The following is a 15,166-nucleotide window of genomic DNA, read 5'->3' on the forward strand; positions in this document are numbered from 1 at the left end:
GTCTTGTGTCTGATTCCCCAACGTCTGAAACCGCTTCGGCTAACGCTCCGATAGTGACTCGAGTCATCGGGCTCGCCATCATCGTCCTGAGTGGTTTGCAGATGATGGTGGTGCTCGACGGCACCGTCGCAAACCTCGCGCTTGCCCCGCTGCAGGCTGATCTCGGACTGAGCGACAGTGGCCGCAACTGGGTACTGACCTCTTATGCGCTGGCTTTTGGTGGGCTCATGTTGCTCGGTGGGCGCCTCGGTGACGCGTACGGGCGCAAGAAGATGTTCATCGCCGGAGTCTCCCTGTTCACGGTGGCGTCGTTGCTCTGTGGTCTCGCCCTGAACGAGGGCATGTTGATCGCAGCGCGGGCGCTGCAAGGCGTTGGCGCGGCCGTGGCCTCGCCCACCGCCTTCGCCCTTGTTGCCACGACTTTCGCCGCAGGTCCGGCTCGAAATCAGGCCATCGCGATTTTTGCCGCCATGACGGGCGTCGGATCGATCGCCGGTCTGATCATCGGCGGCGCGTTGACCGAGGTGTCATGGCGTCTGATCTTCCTCATCAACGTCCCGATCGGCATCGCGCTCGTCGGCATGGCGTTCCGCGCCCTTCGAGAGACGAATCAGACGCGTCTGGCGTTGGATGTCCCCGGCGCGATCCTCGCAACCCTCGGATGCACCGGTGTCGTTTTTGCTCTCACCGAAGGCCCGGAAATGGGGTGGGGGAGTATCGCCGTCGTCGGGGCATTGGCTGTCGGCCTGGTCGCCCTCGCAGCCTTCCTCTTCGTCGAGCGAACTGCAGACAATCCGCTGTTGCCGTTCTCCTTGTTCGCCGATCGCAACCGCGTCGCGACGTTTCTGGCCATCTTCTTCGTCGGTGGCGCGATGTTCAGCATGACGGCTTTCGTCGCGTTGTTCGTGCAGGACATCATGCAGTATTCGCCGCTGCGTGCCGGTATCGCGTTCATTCCGTTCGCGTTCGGATTGGGCGCCGCCGCCTCGGTTGCATCCAAGCTCGCAGTGAAGATTCAGCCGCGGTGGCTGGTCCTCACCGGCGTCGTGATCATGATCGTCGGACTCCTCTACGGATCTACTCTCGATTCCGATTCCACCTACCTCGCAAACTTGTTCGTGCCCGTGATCGGAATCGGATTCGGTATCGGCCTCGCGATGGTGCCCTTGCCACTGTGCGCGATCGCCGGAGTACCCGAGACCGAGATCGGCCCACTGACCGCCATTTCCCAGGTTGCCCAGACGCTCGGTGGACCATTGGCGCTGTCGGTGATCGGTGCGATGGCGACGTCCAAGACGCTCTCGCTCGGCGGCACTTCAGGCAAGGCCGCGGACATGAATCCAGCACAATTGATCGCGCTCGGCGAGGGATACACCTTCGCGCTCGTCGGCTGCGCGGTCTGCGCGGTGTTCGCCGGTATCGCAGCGCTCTGCATCAGGTTCACGCCCTCACAGGTAGCCCAGGCACAAGCGGCGGAGAAGGCAGCTCAGGGAATCGCCTGATCAGCCCTGTTTATCCGCTTCGCCAGCCGATACGATCGTTGCAGGACGTGCCGAGAGTCTCGACGGATCGGGGTGCCGTGATGCGGATCGCGGACATATTGCGAAACAAGGGCAACAGCATCGTCACCATTGACGCCCACACGACGGTCAACGGGTTGCTGTGCGATCTCGCCCGCCACAACATCGGGGCCATGGTCGTGGTCGACGACGACGCGGTGGTCGGGATCATCTCCGAACGCGATGTCGTTCGACGCCTGCACGAACGCGGCCCGGATCTCCTGGACATCCAGGTTTCCGAGGTCATGACCGCGCTGATGTACACGTGCGTTCCGGCAGATGCGGTGGACAGCATTGCCGCGATCATGACCGAGCGTCGTATCCGCCATCTGCCGGTCATCGAGGACGGCAGCCTTCTCGGCATCGTGAGTATCGGGGACGTGGTGAAGAGTCGCATCGACGAGCTCAAGAGTGAGCGCGATCAACTCGAGTCGTACATCGATCAGGGCTGATCGATAGGTCGTCTCACGGTGACTACTCTCGTGTGATGGCTGCAATCCAGGAATCCACAGCAGGCGCGGTCACCATCGTGGCCGGCCTCGAGAGCACTTTCGCCGACGAGCTGGGCGCTCTGACCGTGCCGTGGCAGGGTGCTGCCGCGCCTGACCCGCAGTTGCTCGTGGTGAACGAGCAACTGGCCGCGTCGTTGGGATTGGACGTGACGGTGCTGCGAAGTGCGGACGGGGTCGGCGTCCTGTCCGGGTCGACGGTGCCGGTCGGGGCCACACCGGTGGCGATGGCGTATGCGGGCCATCAGTTCGGTGGATACGCACCAATACTCGGGGACGGTCGGGCGTTGTTACTCGGCGAACTCGTCACCAATGACGGGCAGCGAGTTGACTTGCATCTGAAGGGCTCCGGGCCCACGCCGTTCTCTCGGGGCGGCGACGGGTATGCAGTCGTAGGGCCGATGCTGCGCGAATATCTGGTCAGCGAGGCGATGTACGCCCTCGGCATCCCCACCACGCGCGCGCTGTCGGTGGTGGCGACGGGTCGCCACGTTCGCCGCAACGGCGCGGAACCCGGTGCTGTGCTTGCCCGGGTTGCGTCGAGCCATATTCGAGTGGGGACCTTCGAGTTCGCGGCCCGGCAGGGTGAGGTCTTGCAGTCGCTCGCCGACTTCGCGATCGCCCGCCATTACCCGGAGCTGAGCGAACTGCCGGCGACGGGTACACACAATCGGTACATGAGGTTCTTCGAGGCGGTGGTCGAGGCGCAGGCGTCACTGGTGGCGAGGTGGATGCTCATCGGTTTCGTGCACGGGGTCATGAACACCGACAACACGACAATTTCGGGGGAGACCATCGACTACGGTCCGTGCGCCTTCCTCGACGCATTCGATCCGGCGGCAGTGTTCAGCTCGATCGACCACGGGGGGCGCTATGCATTCGGCAATCAGCCCGCCGTACTGAAGTGGAACCTGGCGCGCTTGGCAGAAACACTGTTGCCACTGATCGATTCCACACCCGACGAAGCAATTTCCGCGGCGTCAGCAGTTCTCGAGACCTTCGACGAGCGCTACGAGGGTCACTACGCGACCGGTCTCGCGGCAAAGCTCGGTCTGGCCCAGCCGTTTGTCGATCGGGCGCTCGTCGACGATCTGCTGACGTTGTTGGCGGAACACGGTGCTGATTGGACGGGCAGTTTCCGCGCTCTCGCCGACGAATTGCGCGGAAATTCGGTGCCTCTCGACAACCTCGTGCCACGGGAGCACATCGCGCCCTGGTTGCAGCGGTGGCAGGGAGCCCTGACCGAAAACGGACACGGGGCCGCGGAGACCGCGAGCGCGATGGATCGCGTCAACCCGCTGTACATTCCGCGTAATCATCGGCTCGATGCGGCCTTGCGCGCCGCGACCGACGGTGACCTCGCTCCCTTCGAGAAGCTGTTGGAAGTGGTCACGCACCCGTTCGGCCGACGCGACGAGTGGGCTGACTACACCGAGGCGGCTCCGCAGTCTTTCAGCGAAACATTCCAAACCTTCTGTGGCACTTGACAGACGAAGCCATCAATCCGTCAGGATGATCAGTTCACGCTCCGACGCGATTTCCACCCGCAGGCCTGCCTTCGACGCCACCCGCGCAACCCCCTTGATATCGGTCGGTTCGGCACGCGAGACCACCAGCGCACGGGCGAGCAGACCCTTGTGGTGCTTGTTGAAGTGACTGACGACCGTCCGGGTGCCGTCCGGCTTTTCGGTGAGCACGGTGGCGATCAGTGCGTCCGGAACCGGTCCGAGGTCTTGGTAGGTACCCGATCGCAGATCGATCACCAGCCCGTCGGCTTCGGCGGCCAGCGCCTTCGGCAGTTCCGGCTTCCATAGTGAGCGGAGCGTGCCCATCCCCGGCAGCTTGGACCCGCCGGAAAGGCGGTAGGCGGGGATCAGATCTCCCGCGCGGACAGCACCGAAAAGAGCGGAACCGATCGCGATCCGATCGAGAGCCTTGGCCTTCTGGGCACGGGTGAACGACTTCGCGTCGAGGGCATCGAAGAGCACTCCGGTGTAGCGCTGCAGCGCGGGCCGTGTCGCGGACACCCACAGCTTGGCGTTGCGCTCCACTTCGTCTGCTTGCGTCGGACCAAGGCCGAGCGCTTCGCACGACGCCTCGACGTCAGCGGCCAGATCGACCAGCGTCTGAACCAGCAATTCGCGCGTTTCGGTCAACTGTGGCATCGACAGTTCGGCCAGATCGAGGGGCGCATCCTTGCCGCCGTCGGACTTGGTTTCTGAGGGAGGCAGCAGTACAAGCACGCTGTAACCGTACCGAGGCCCGCTCGGCCGACTGCGGCGACTATCCTTACACCTCGTGATTACCCGTCTGTCCCACCTGTTCCTGCGTACCCTGCGTGACGATCCCTCGGACGCCGAAGTTGCCAGCCACAAATTGCTGGTTCGTGCCGGCTATGTGCGTCGTATCGCGCCAGGCGTCTACTCGTGGTTGCCGCTGGGATTGCGGGTGCTGCGCGAGGTAGAGCGTGTCGTTCGCGAAGAAATGAATGCCATTGGTGGGCAGGAAATTCTGCTGCCTGCTCTGCTCCCGCGCGATCCCTACGAGGCGTCGAACCGCTGGACCGAGTACGGCCCCAACCTGTTCCGCCTCAAGGACCGCAAGGGCAACGACTACATGCTCGGCCCGACCCACGAGGAGCTCTTTGCTCTGACGGTCAAGGGTGAGTACAACTCGTACAAGGACTTCCCGGTCACCCTGTACCAGGTGCAGACCAAGTACCGTGACGAAGAGCGTCCGCGTGCGGGCATTCTGCGCGGTCGCGAGTTCCTCATGAAGGATTCCTACTCCTTCGACCTCAGCGACGAAGGCCTGACGGAGTCGTACCAGGCGCACCGCGGCGCCTACGAGAAGATCTTCACGCGTCTGGGTGTCAAATACGTCATCGTCTCGGCCACCTCCGGTGCGATGGGCGGTAGCGCTTCCGAAGAGTTCCTCGCCGAGAGCGAGATCGGCGAAGACACCTACGTCCGCTGCCTCGAGTCGGGCTACGCCGCCAACGTCGAGGCCGTCAAGACGGTTGTTCCGGACTCGATTCCGTTCGACGGACTGCCCGAAGCCAAGGTGTACGACACCGAGAACACACCCACCATCGACACCCTGGTGGACTGGGCCAACGGTGCCGACCTCGGCCGCACGATCACCGCCGCCGACACTCTCAAGAACATCATGGTCAAGACCCGCCTACCCGGCGGCGAGTGGGAACTGCTCGGTATCGGCATCCCCGGCGACCGTGAGGTCGACGAAAAGCGCCTCGAAGCTTCGCTGGAGCCGGCCGAGTTCGTGATGATCACCGAGACCGACTTCAAGAACAACCCGTTCCTGGCCAAGGGCTACATCGGCCCGAAGGCACTGCAGGCCAACGGCGTTCGTTACCTCGTCGATCCGCGCGTCGTCGACGGCACGAGCTGGATCACGGGCGCCGACGAAGACGGCAAGCACGTGGTCGGCCTCGTTGCCGGTCGTGACTTCACCCCCGACGGAACCATCGAAGCTGCCGAAGTCCGCGACGGCGACGCCTCTCCGGACGGAGCCGGCACGCTGGTCTCGGCTCGCGGTATCGAGATCGGGCACGTCTTCCAGCTCGGCCGTAAGTACACCGACGTCTTCACCGTCGACGTTCTCGCCGAGAACGGCAAGCCCGTCCGTCCGACCATGGGTTCGTACGGCGTGGGCGTCTCGCGCCTGGTGGCCGTCATCGCCGAGCAGCATCACGACGAGAAGGGTCTGCGCTGGCCGGCCGAGGTTTCACCGGCCGACGTCTACCTCGTCATCGCGAACAAGGACGAGACCGCTCGTGAAGGTGCAGAAGGCCTCGCCGCGCAGCTCGACCGCGCCGGACTCGAAGTGATCCTCGACGACCGCAAGGCATCGCCGGGCGTGAAGTTCAAGGACTCCGAGCTGATCGGCGTTCCATTGATCGTTGTCGTCGGCCGTGGTTGGGCAGACGGCAAGGTCGAAATTCGCGACCGCTTCACTGGCGAGAGCCGTGAGATCGACGCGGACTCGGCGATCGAGGAGATCATCAGCGCAGTTCGCGGCTGATTCGATCAGCTGTCAGGGCCGCCGCAGCCACCTTTCGAGGTATCTGCGGTGGCCCTTCTTTTCTGCCACAATCGTGGCTATGGAACGCGAACCGGATTGGGCAGAAGTCGACGGCTATCTCGTTTCCACGCTGGTAGGTGAAGATCCGGTTCTCGACGCGGCACTCGCCGCCAATGCCGAGGCCGGTCTCCCGCCCATCGACGTGGCGCCGAACCAGGGCAAGCTCCTCAATCTTCTGGCGCGAATGTGCTTGGCGCGCAATGTTCTCGAGATCGGAACGCTGGGCGGGTACAGCACGATCTGGCTCGCTCGCGCGGTCGGCCCCTCGGGCCAGGTCATCACGCTGGAATTCGATCCCACCCATGCGGATGTCGCTCGGGCGAATATCGAGCGCGCCGGCTTGGCTGACCGTGTCGACATCCGCGTCGGGGCCGCGCTCGACAGCCTCCCGTCGATCGCGAAGGAAGAGTTGGGACCTTTCGACTTGGTCTTCATCGACGCCGACAAGGAGAACAACACCGAGTACGTGCGGTGGGCGTTGGCCCTTTCGCATCCCGGAACCGTCATCATCGTGGACAACGTGGTGCGTGGGGGACATGTGTCCAACCCGGATATCGACGACGAGCGCGTCAAAGCGAGTCGAGCGGTGTTGGAGATGATCGCGGCCGAGCCGAAACTCGACGGCACCGCCATTCAAACCGTGGGTTCGAAGGGATGGGACGGGTTTGCCGTTGCAGTAGTGAACGAGTGAGCGCAGACTCGAAGCGGTGAGGATGCTGGGGGCAGCAAAGGCGGCATGGCGATGGGTGCGCAGTGCTCCCGGTACATACGTCTGGTTGCTTGCCCTGCTGTTCACCACACTGTTCCTGCGGCATCTGCCTGACAATGTCGAGGAGCGTTTTCTCGGCAAGCGCTCGACCAATCTGCATCACCTGGCCGAAGACCCGCTACGAGTCCTGTTCTCGAGTGCCTTCTGGCTCGAAGGTGGCGGGTGGTTGGGATACCTGGTTCTGTTCACCATCTTTCATGCCACGGCTGAGCGTTGGCTCGGGACGTGGCGGTGGCTGTGTGTTGTCGTCATCGCCCATGTCGGAGCCACGTACATCAGCGAAGGTGTTCTGTACGAAGGTATTCGGCACGGCTACGTGGCGGAGTCGGCGGTCAACACTCTCGACGTGGGCGTGAGCTACGGTCTGGCCGGCATCATGGGGATTCTGGTGTACCGCATCGTCGATCCGTGGCGGTACGTCTATCTCGCGGGCTTGTTGCTCTTCTACGGTGTACCTCTGATTTTCGCCACCAATTTCACCGCCATCGGCCACATGTCTGCGTTGTTGCTCGGGTTGGCGTGCTACCCGATCACCCGTGCTCGAGCCGGCACGTGGAATCCGATGGACCTGTGGCATTCGCGAAGAATCGCAGGTCTTCCATGAATCGCACCGCGGAAAGTTACCCGCTGGTAGTTTAGCGTCATCGACGAAAGGTAATGACGTGTCTGGCACCGATGGATTGCTCTTCAACCCCCATACTTACGACCCCGCTCAGTTCGATCCTGAGACCCGCCGTTTGCTGCGAGCCACGATCGAATGGTTCGAGAACCGCGGCAAGAAGCAACTGCTTCAGGACGACCTCGACGCAGTGTGGGTTTCCGACTTTCTCGAGTTCGTCGGCAAGGAGAAGTTGTTCGCCACGTTCCAGACTCCGGCGGCGTTCGCCGACGGTGACGAGAACCGTCGTTGGGACGGTGCCCGCAACGCAGCTCTGAGTGAGATCTTCGGTTTCTACGGGCTGGCGTACTGGTACGCGTGGCAGGTCACGATCCTCGGACTCGGACCGATCTGGATGAGTGACAACGACGCAGCGAAGAAGCGTGCAGCACAGGAACTCGCCGATGGTGGAGTCATGGCATTCGGACTGTCCGAGCGCGACCACGGCGCCGACGTGTACTCCACCGACATGCTTCTCACTCCCGCCGACGGTGATGTCGCCTTCCGTGCGAGCGGCGAGAAGTACTACATCGGGAACGGCAACGTAGCCGGGATGGTGTCGGTGTTCGGGCGTCGTACCGACGTCGAGGGTCCCGAAGGCTACGTGTTCTTCGTCGCCGACAGCGCACATCCGAGTTATCAACTCGTGGACAACGTCCTGCGCGGCCAGATGTACGTCAGCAATTTCCGCCTCGACGACTATCCGGTCCGTGAGGAAGACATTCTGCACACCGGCGTCGCCGCATTCGAGGCCGCGCTCAACACGGTCAACGTCGGAAAGTTCAACCTCTGCACCGGCTCCATCGGGATCACCGAACATGCGTTCTTCGAGGCAATCACTCACGCGCAGAATCGAATTCTCTACGGCAATCCGGTCACGGACTTCGCCCACGTTCGCGCCGCATTCGTCGACGCGTACTCACGTCTGATCGCGATGAAACAGTTCAGTGCCCGGGCGGTCGACTACTTCCGCAGCGCCAGCCTCGAAGACCGTCGCTATCTGCTGTTCAACCCCATGACCAAGGCCAAAGTCACCTCGGAAGGTGAAAAGGTCGTCGGGTTGCTGCACGACGTGATCGCAGCCAAGGGCTACGAGAAGTCCACGTACTTCCGTGAGGCAGCGCAGATGATCGGCACGCTGCCCAAACTCGAGGGCACCGTCCACGTCAACGTCGGCCTGATCCTCAAGTTCTTGCCGAACTATCTGTTCAATTCGGCGCAGTTCCCGGAGATCGTTACTCGTGACGACGCCGCCGATGACGAGTTCTTCTGGAACCAGGGGCCTACCCGCGGCGCTGCGAAGATTCAGTTCCACGAGTGGAAGCCCGTCTACGAGAAGCACTCGTCGATTCCGAACGTCGCTCGTTTCTACGAGCAGGCTATCGCGCTCACCGAATTGCTCACTGCGGCAGCGCCGGACGCGCAGCAGCAAAAGGATCTCGACTTCATGCTCAACGTGGGGCACCTGTTCTCCCTCGTTGTCTACGGCCATCTGATTCTCGAGCAGGCCGAGATCGGCGGGCTCGACGCCGACGTCGTCGATCAGATCTTCGACTTCCAGATCCGCGACTTCTCGGGATACGCGATCGCACTGCACGGAAAGCCGTCGTCGACGCCGGAGCAGCAGAAGTGGGCCTTGGCCGCGGTGCGGAAGCCTGTCGTCGACAGTGAACGCTTCGACCGGGTGTGGCAGCAGGTCAAGGCGTACGACGGTGCATACGAGATGCGCGCATGACGGCCCCGGTGACGCGCGAGCAGTTGATGGCCGTCGTGGAGGGATCCCCGAAAGCCGTCGGCGCGCATGACCGCTCGACCTGGGTTGCCCTGTTTGCCGAGGAGGGCCAGATCAACGACCCGGTAGGTTCACGTCCGCACAACGGGCAGGCGGCGATCGAGAGTTTCTACGACACGTTCATCGCCCCCAATTCGATCACCTTCCATGTCGAGCGAGACATCGTGTGCGGCCGCACGGTGTGGCGTGATCTGAGCCTCGCTACCGAGATGTCGACTGGAGTCGTCCTCGACGTGCCGATGCATTTGCGCTACGACTTGGTGGGGGAGCCGGATTCGTTGCGGATCGGAACCCTCTATGCGCATTGGGAATTGGCGACGATGCTGAGCCAGCTCGCTACCGCCGGCGTTGCCGGGGTGAAGGCGGCCGCGAAATTGACTCCGCAGTTGCTCTCGAACCAGGGGATCGGGGGAGCGCTCGGATTCTCGCGCGGCATCTTCGGCGTCGGAGACAAAGGCAAGAAGGCAGCTTCGCGGTTCCTCGAGGCGGCCGCTGTCGGTCGAACGCCGCCGGTGCCCGTCGAGCTTCCGGCGGGCACGCCGTTGTCCAATGCTGATGTCAACGCTCTGCTCACCGGCGTGACGAAGAGCAAGATGCTGGTTGCCGGTCGCACTGTGACGGCGAGCGTAGTCGTGTGCGGAGAACCGGCCATCGCACTGTTCGGCTTCGAGGCGAGCGGTCATCGCCTCAATCGGGTGCGCTTCTTCACCGAAAGCTGATACCGAGAACACTCGAATGCAGAACAGGCTCGGCGCGCCACTCCGGCGCGCCGAGTCTTCGCTTTTCGGTGAAGTGTCAGATCGCCCCGAGATCCGCAGACAGCCAGTGCTGCGGATTCATGTAGATCGCTACCTGCTCACCCAACTGCGATCGCGCGAATTCGAGATACCCGTCGACCTTGTCCGGGGTCAAATACCGCCGCGAGACTTCGACCAGCATCTCGTCGGTGCCCGGAACGATCTTGTCGACGGATCCGCTGACGCTGACGTAACGGATTGTCGGATCGAGCCTTTCGGCCATCAACGAGAAATGTCCGGCCGACTCGATGAGTCGTGCCTTTCGTGAATCCTTGCCCGTGAGGATCCATGGTTTGCCACCGGGCGAGTACAGGTACCAGATCGGGACGGTCAAGGGACCGCGTTCGGCGCCGTCCGCTACGGACAGCGCCCCGATGTGGGGTTCGGCCAGAAACTGTTCACGCTCATTTTCGGAGAGTGCCATTCCTCGAGATTACCGCGACGTTTGACACGGCGTTGTGACTCCGTACACAATCGATGTGCTCATTATGAACAGGCGTTCGCAATGCGAACATTTTCGATCTGAATTACTGGATTTGAACCGGTCGCGAACGCCCACAAGCAGTGAATGTCGAGGATCCGATGACCGCACCGCATACGCAGTCGAGTTCAATTACCGGTTCGCGTGGGGCGCGTGCCGCAATGTGGGTGGCACCGTTGTGTTGGATCGCTGTGCTTCTGGACGGATTCGACCTGGTCGTACTCGGCGCTGTCATTCCTTCGCTTCTCGACTACGACGCGTGGGGATTGAGTACCGGCACGATCACGATGATCTCGACCTTCGGGCTCATCGGCATGACCATCGGCGCCCTCGTCATCGGCACTCTCACCGACGTCATCGGTCGACGCCGCGCGCTGCTGTACGCCGTTGCCGCATTCTCGATTCTGACTCTGTTGTGCGCACTTGCGCCCAATCCGTTCATCTTCGGACTGCTGCGCTTCCTCGCCGGTGTGGGACTGGGTGGCGCCCTGCCGACGGCATTGGCTCTGGTCAACGAATTCTCGAAGAAGCAAGGCGGGGGATCTGCGTCGACCATGCTGATGACCGGCTATCACGTGGGCGCCGTTGCCACCGCCGCGCTGGCGCTCGTCGTGATCGAGCCTTTCGGTTGGCGAGCGATGTTCGTTGTCGGCGCACTTCCTGCCGTCGTCCTCATTCCACTCATGTTGCGGTATCTGCCGGAATCCCCGTCATACCTTCTCGCTCACGGAAAGCGTGCCGAGGCCGAGGAAATCGCTGCCCGCTACGGCGTCGAACTCGAGGCTGCGCCTACGTCCGAAGCTGGGCGCGCCGAAGCTGCCAATCCCGTTCGCGCACTGTTCTCTTCGAAGTTCCTGCGTAACAGCATCGCCATCTGGATCACCAGTTTCATGGGCTTGCTGCTCGTCTACGGATTGAACACGTGGCTTCCGACGATCATGCGCGAGGCCGGATACAACCTCGGGACGTCGTTGACGTTCCTTCTGATCCTCAATGCCGGAGCCGTCGTCGGACTGTTGATCGCCGGGGGTGTGGCGAACAAGATCGGCCCGCGTACCGCAGCCATCGTGTGGTTTGCCGGAGCGGCGTTGTTCCTGGCGCTACTGAGCGTGAAGGTGTCGTTCGGGATCTACGTGATGGTCTTCTTCGCCGGATGTTTCGTGTTCAGTGCGCAGGTATTGGTCTACGCCTTCACCAGCGCCAATCATCCACCTCAGATTCGCGCGACAGCGCTCGGATGGTCGGCAGGCGTCGGCCGGGTCGGTGCCATCTGTGGCCCGATTCTGGGTGGAGTTCTCCTGGGTGCGGGGTACGCCGTGCCGTGGGGCTTCTACGCTTTCGCGCTCGTCGGACTGCTCGGTGCAATGTCGATCTCCTGCACGCGGGTGCGCATCTGAAAATGTCAGTTTCGTAGCTTGGTGCGCTACTGCTATCGTTGAATATGAGTAAGAAGAGTAGCGCTATCGTCGCGTCACAGGCACCGCTACCGGTGGCATCGTCACGATCCGGTTTGTTGTGGGGATTGCTCGGAGTGCTGGCGTTCTCGTTCACCGTTCCGCTCACGCGGGTCGCCGTCGAGGATCTCGACCCACTGTTCGTCGGTGCGGGCCGCGCCGTCGTCGCCGGAGCCCTTGCGATTGTGATGCTGTCGGTTACTCGCGCGACGCTTCCGACACTTCGGCAATGGTTGCGCATCGCACTCGTGACCGTTGGTGCAGTACTGGGGTTTTCACTGTTCACCACGTTTGCATTGCAGACCTCGCCGGCGAGTCACGCGGCAGTCGTGATTGGGTTGCTTCCCGCGGCGACTGCGGTATTTGCCGTCGTTCGAGGAAAAGAGCGTCCCAGTAAGGGATTCTGGTGGGCGAGCGCCGCCGGTGCGGTGTCCGTCGTCGGATTCGTGGCCGTCGCCAACGGTGGACTCGGCTCGTTCCATCTCGCTGATCTTTTTCTGTTCGCCGCGGTTGTCTGTGCAGCACTGGCATATTCGGAAGGTGCGTTGCTGGCCCGCGAGATCGGGTCGTGGCAGACGATTGCCTGGGCATTGATTCTCGGACTGCCGGTCACGATTGCGTTGACGGTTGCGTCCATGGCACAGGCTCCGGTCTCTGCCGATATCAACTCGTGGCTTTCGTTTGCGTACCTGGGATGCGTGAGTATGTTTCTCGGATTCTTTCCCTGGTACCGGGGTCTGGCGATCGGCCCCATTTCCACAGTGAGCCAAACACAGTTGGTTCAACCGGTGCTCAGCATTGCCTGGTCGGCGCTCATACTCGGTGAGGCGTTGTCACCCTCGATCGTGGCCGGCGGCGTCGTCGTCATCGGGTGTGCCTGGCTTGCCCTGAAGGCTCGAGTGGCAGCGCCGCGTGCTGTGTCGGCACGCGACGCGTCTACTGCCACCGATGATTCAGAAAAGCGGGCCGCCACCGAAGGCACTGCGGTGTGACGCAGGTTGTTTCCCGTTGGCGTCGGTGATCCCGTACTCGACGGCCGTCTCCGCCGTGATCAGTGTGTGACCGCTACGCGCGTTCACTTCCGGATCGTTGGCCAATGCAGTGATGACTTGGCCGACGAACTCCGGGGTTTCGGCCTCGGCCAGTGAGAAGCCTTCGAAGCTCTCGATCCCACTCGCCTCCATCCGCTCGTTGCGGATCAACCCGAGCCAGAAGGAAAGTGCGGTGACGCCGGTTCCCTTCAATTCGACAGCCATGTCCGCGGCCATCTTGTCCAGACCTGCCTTCGACATCCCGTACAGCACAGAGTGCAGGTACCCGCGGGTCCCGAACGACGAGATGTTGCCGATCACTCCACTGCCCCGGGGAACCATCAACTTCGCCGCTTCCACCGAAGCAACGTAGTGAGCGCGCAGTCCGATCCCGATCAGCGAATCCCAATCGTCGATCGGCCTCTTCCAGAACGGATCGGCGAAGCCTGCATAGCCCGCCGGATTGGCCCAGACGTTGTTGACCAGAAGATCGAGGCGGCCGGACTGTTCCTCGGCGATACGTGCGAACAGGTCGACGATCTGTTGATCGTCGGCGTGATCGCACTGCACGGCAATGCCGTGACCACCGCGTTCGGTGATCTCCGCTGCGGTGCGATCGAGCGGGCCGTCGGCGCCGACGGTTCCTCTCGCCGTCACGTACACCGTCCAGCCGTCGCTTCCCAGGGCGAGGGCAATGCCCTTGCCGACGCTCCGGCTGGCTCCGGTTACGAGCGCAACTTTTCCGTTCGTCGTCATCGCGGCCCACCCAACGAACCCTCGGCGATATCAGCGTCCGGGGACAGGGGGGTCGTAATCGACCACGTCTCCGTGAAATGGCATTGACTCATTTTCCACACACCGTCCTCGATCACGTATTTGTCGTCGTATTCGCCGGTCATCAACTTCTCGGTGCGTCCGACAGTGTCGACCTGGCGGAACTGCAGGGTCCATCGCCCCACCGCCGACGTCTCCGAGGTCAGTGCGATGTCGGGATGCAATCCGTGATGCATGTCGAGGACCGCGTACCGGCCGTCGATCTTCCGAAGAGCGATCTTCTCGAAGATGTCCGCCATCGGCCCGGCGTCGTCGAACGCGCCGAGGCGGCCGTAGTCGATCGATGCTCCTGAACGGATGAAGCTGCTGCGGAACCGAACCGGATCCTTGGCGTCACAGGCTCGCCAGTAGCCATGTTTGAGCTTCTTGATTTCCTCGATCTGTTCGAGCGCGTCGAGGCGTTGTGCGAGATCCACCGTCGGTCCTTTTCGTCTGGGTTTCCCGGAGACATGTCGGATCGACTGTAGGGTGTCCTCAGTCACATGTGTGTAGTTTTTCCCAGTGACCGGTCAGGAAACGGTGTCGGTTTCGCTCGAGGATTCGTCGCCGGTGAGAGTGATTGCAGTCGAGTCGCTGAAGACGCTGCCCCACAGTTCGCCGAGGGCCGGATCTTCTTCGGCGTGTTCGGGTGCCATCATCGCGAGCAGATTGTTGATCAGCATGCCGTTCGCGATGAACAAGCGCGCTTGCTCGGGCGTGCAACCGGTGCGCTCACGCAGCAAGGTGTAGATGCCGGACATGGCGTTCCGGGACACCGCGGCGACGTCGTCGGTGCTGGTTGCGAAGCCGTGCAACATGACAAGCAGTAGATCCCGGTCGAGAACCAGCTCGCCGTAGGCGGATCCGAGTTCGGCCCAGAACTGCGGATTGCTCGGATCGATTGTGACGGTGTCCAATTTGTCGTTGAAGGTGCGGACGATTTCATCGAGCGCGCGCGTGAACACCGCGTGGAACAAATCGGCCTTGGTTCCGAACATGCGCACGACGTACGGCTGCGAGACGCCGGCTTCCTTGGCCACGGCGTCCGTGCTGGTGCCGGAATATCCGCCCTTTGCGAACGCTCGCGTTGCCGCGGCAAGGACCAGTGCGCGACGTTCCGGTGCGCTCATCCTGCGGGTACGTGGTTCAGCTGCACCGATCGACATGTTGACACGTTATCACCGGATAGCTTAGTTTCG

General features: G+C 62.3%; 15 protein-coding genes. 10 read left to right on the forward strand and 5 right to left on the reverse strand.

What is annotated here, in order from left to right:
* Positions 1 to 5: 5 nt before the first annotated feature.
* The 3 genes from V3587_RS07130 (at position 6) to V3587_RS07140 (ending at position 3,555) form a co-directional block, all read left to right on the forward strand.
* Positions 6 to 1,502, forward strand: coding sequence for an MFS transporter (locus tag V3587_RS07130; protein WP_411742226.1), 1,497 nt, complete (start codon positions 6 to 8; stop codon positions 1,500 to 1,502).
* An 80-nt stretch (positions 1,503 to 1,582) separates the two neighbouring features.
* Positions 1,583 to 2,011 carry a CBS domain-containing protein gene (locus tag V3587_RS07135; protein ID WP_047888847.1) on the forward strand — a complete coding sequence of 143 codons (429 nt, stop codon included), beginning with the start codon at positions 1,583 to 1,585 and terminating at the stop codon, positions 2,009 to 2,011.
* Between the two features lie 35 nt (positions 2,012 to 2,046).
* Complete coding sequence (locus V3587_RS07140) at positions 2,047 to 3,555, forward strand: protein adenylyltransferase SelO (protein WP_283376274.1); 1,509 nt, start codon at positions 2,047 to 2,049, stop codon at positions 3,553 to 3,555.
* Between the two features lie 12 nt (positions 3,556 to 3,567).
* Here the strand turns inward: V3587_RS07140 and yaaA are convergent, their stop codons facing one another.
* Positions 3,568 to 4,311 (reverse strand): peroxide stress protein YaaA, encoded by a 744-nt coding sequence (gene yaaA, locus V3587_RS07145; protein WP_007735009.1) that lies wholly within the window; start codon positions 4,309 to 4,311, stop codon positions 3,568 to 3,570.
* A 55-nt stretch (positions 4,312 to 4,366) separates the two neighbouring features.
* On the opposite strand from yaaA, the gene V3587_RS07150 reads away from it, so the two are divergent.
* From V3587_RS07150 to V3587_RS07170, 5 genes are all read left to right on the forward strand, one after another.
* Entirely contained in the window at positions 4,367 to 6,112 is a 1,746-nt protein-coding gene (locus V3587_RS07150; protein WP_095970669.1) for a proline--tRNA ligase, read from the forward strand.
* 79 nt (positions 6,113 to 6,191) lie between these two features.
* On the forward strand, positions 6,192 to 6,863 hold the full coding sequence (locus V3587_RS07155; RefSeq protein WP_095970668.1) for an O-methyltransferase: 672 nt from the start codon (positions 6,192 to 6,194) through the stop codon (positions 6,861 to 6,863).
* Positions 6,864 to 6,885: 22 nt separating this feature from the next.
* Entirely contained in the window at positions 6,886 to 7,545 is a 660-nt protein-coding gene (locus V3587_RS07160; protein ID WP_021343988.1) for a rhomboid-like protein, read from the forward strand.
* Between the two features lie 58 nt (positions 7,546 to 7,603).
* Positions 7,604 to 9,334, forward strand: coding sequence for an acyl-CoA dehydrogenase (locus V3587_RS07165; RefSeq protein WP_283376275.1), 1,731 nt, complete (start codon positions 7,604 to 7,606; stop codon positions 9,332 to 9,334).
* Positions 9,331 to 10,110 (forward strand): nuclear transport factor 2 family protein, encoded by a 780-nt coding sequence (locus V3587_RS07170; protein ID WP_283376276.1) that lies wholly within the window; start codon positions 9,331 to 9,333, stop codon positions 10,108 to 10,110. Before V3587_RS07165 ends, V3587_RS07170 begins: the two co-directional genes overlap by 4 nt.
* Before the next feature lie 76 nt (positions 10,111 to 10,186).
* On the opposite strand, the gene V3587_RS07175 is transcribed toward V3587_RS07170, so the two are convergent.
* Positions 10,187 to 10,612 carry a pyridoxamine 5'-phosphate oxidase family protein gene (locus V3587_RS07175; protein WP_095970664.1) on the reverse strand — a complete coding sequence of 142 codons (426 nt, stop codon included), beginning with the start codon at positions 10,610 to 10,612 and terminating at the stop codon, positions 10,187 to 10,189.
* A 158-nt stretch (positions 10,613 to 10,770) separates the two neighbouring features.
* On the opposite strand from V3587_RS07175, the gene V3587_RS07180 reads away from it, so the two are divergent.
* Together V3587_RS07180 and V3587_RS07185 are read left to right on the forward strand one after the other, a co-directional pair.
* Positions 10,771 to 12,066, forward strand: coding sequence for an MFS transporter (locus V3587_RS07180; RefSeq protein WP_283376277.1), 1,296 nt, complete (start codon positions 10,771 to 10,773; stop codon positions 12,064 to 12,066).
* A gap of 44 nt (positions 12,067 to 12,110) precedes the next feature.
* Positions 12,111 to 13,115, forward strand: a complete 1,005-nt coding sequence (locus V3587_RS07185) for a DMT family transporter (protein ID WP_283376278.1) — start codon at positions 12,111 to 12,113, stop codon at positions 13,113 to 13,115.
* Here the strand turns inward: V3587_RS07185 and V3587_RS07190 are convergent.
* From V3587_RS07190 to V3587_RS07200, 3 genes are all read right to left on the reverse strand, one after another.
* Positions 13,077 to 13,910 (reverse strand): SDR family NAD(P)-dependent oxidoreductase, encoded by an 834-nt coding sequence (locus tag V3587_RS07190; RefSeq protein WP_235172053.1) that lies wholly within the window; start codon positions 13,908 to 13,910, stop codon positions 13,077 to 13,079. The two genes, V3587_RS07185 and V3587_RS07190, sit on opposite strands and share 39 nt — an antisense overlap.
* Entirely contained in the window at positions 13,907 to 14,404 is a 498-nt protein-coding gene (locus V3587_RS07195) for a nuclear transport factor 2 family protein (protein WP_124566250.1), read from the reverse strand. Before V3587_RS07195 ends, V3587_RS07190 begins: the two co-directional genes overlap by 4 nt.
* A gap of 93 nt (positions 14,405 to 14,497) precedes the next feature.
* On the reverse strand, positions 14,498 to 15,133 hold the full coding sequence (locus V3587_RS07200) for a TetR/AcrR family transcriptional regulator (protein WP_021333000.1): 636 nt from the start codon (positions 15,131 to 15,133) through the stop codon (positions 14,498 to 14,500).
* Between the last annotated feature and the right edge of the window lie 33 nt (positions 15,134 to 15,166).

Source organism: Rhodococcus sp. IEGM 1306 (genome assembly GCF_036541985.1).
Taxonomy (GTDB): domain Bacteria; phylum Actinomycetota; class Actinomycetes; order Mycobacteriales; family Mycobacteriaceae; genus Rhodococcus_F; species Rhodococcus_F qingshengii.

Bases quoted from the DNA above. Each gene is read 5' to 3' on its own strand.
- V3587_RS07135 (WP_047888847.1), top strand. From the start codon at position 1,583: ATGCGGATCGCGGACATATTGCGAAACAAGGGCAACAGCATCGTCACC.
- V3587_RS07140 (WP_283376274.1), top strand. From the start codon at position 2,047: ATGGCTGCAATCCAGGAATCCACAGCAGGCGCGGTCACCATCGTGGCC.
- V3587_RS07155 (WP_095970668.1), top strand. From the start codon at position 6,192: ATGGAACGCGAACCGGATTGGGCAGAAGTCGACGGCTATCTCGTTTCC.
- V3587_RS07160 (WP_021343988.1), top strand. From the start codon at position 6,886: ATGCTGGGGGCAGCAAAGGCGGCATGGCGATGGGTGCGCAGTGCTCCC.
- V3587_RS07170 (WP_283376276.1), top strand. From the start codon at position 9,331: ATGACGGCCCCGGTGACGCGCGAGCAGTTGATGGCCGTCGTGGAGGGA.
- V3587_RS07175 (WP_095970664.1), bottom strand. From the start codon at position 10,612: ATGGCACTCTCCGAAAATGAGCGTGAACAGTTTCTGGCCGAACCCCAC.
- V3587_RS07180 (WP_283376277.1), top strand. From the start codon at position 10,771: ATGACCGCACCGCATACGCAGTCGAGTTCAATTACCGGTTCGCGTGGG.
- V3587_RS07185 (WP_283376278.1), top strand. From the start codon at position 12,111: ATGAGTAAGAAGAGTAGCGCTATCGTCGCGTCACAGGCACCGCTACCG.
- V3587_RS07190 (WP_235172053.1), bottom strand. From the start codon at position 13,910: ATGACGACGAACGGAAAAGTTGCGCTCGTAACCGGAGCCAGCCGGAGC.
- V3587_RS07200 (WP_021333000.1), bottom strand. From the start codon at position 15,133: ATGTCGATCGGTGCAGCTGAACCACGTACCCGCAGGATGAGCGCACCG.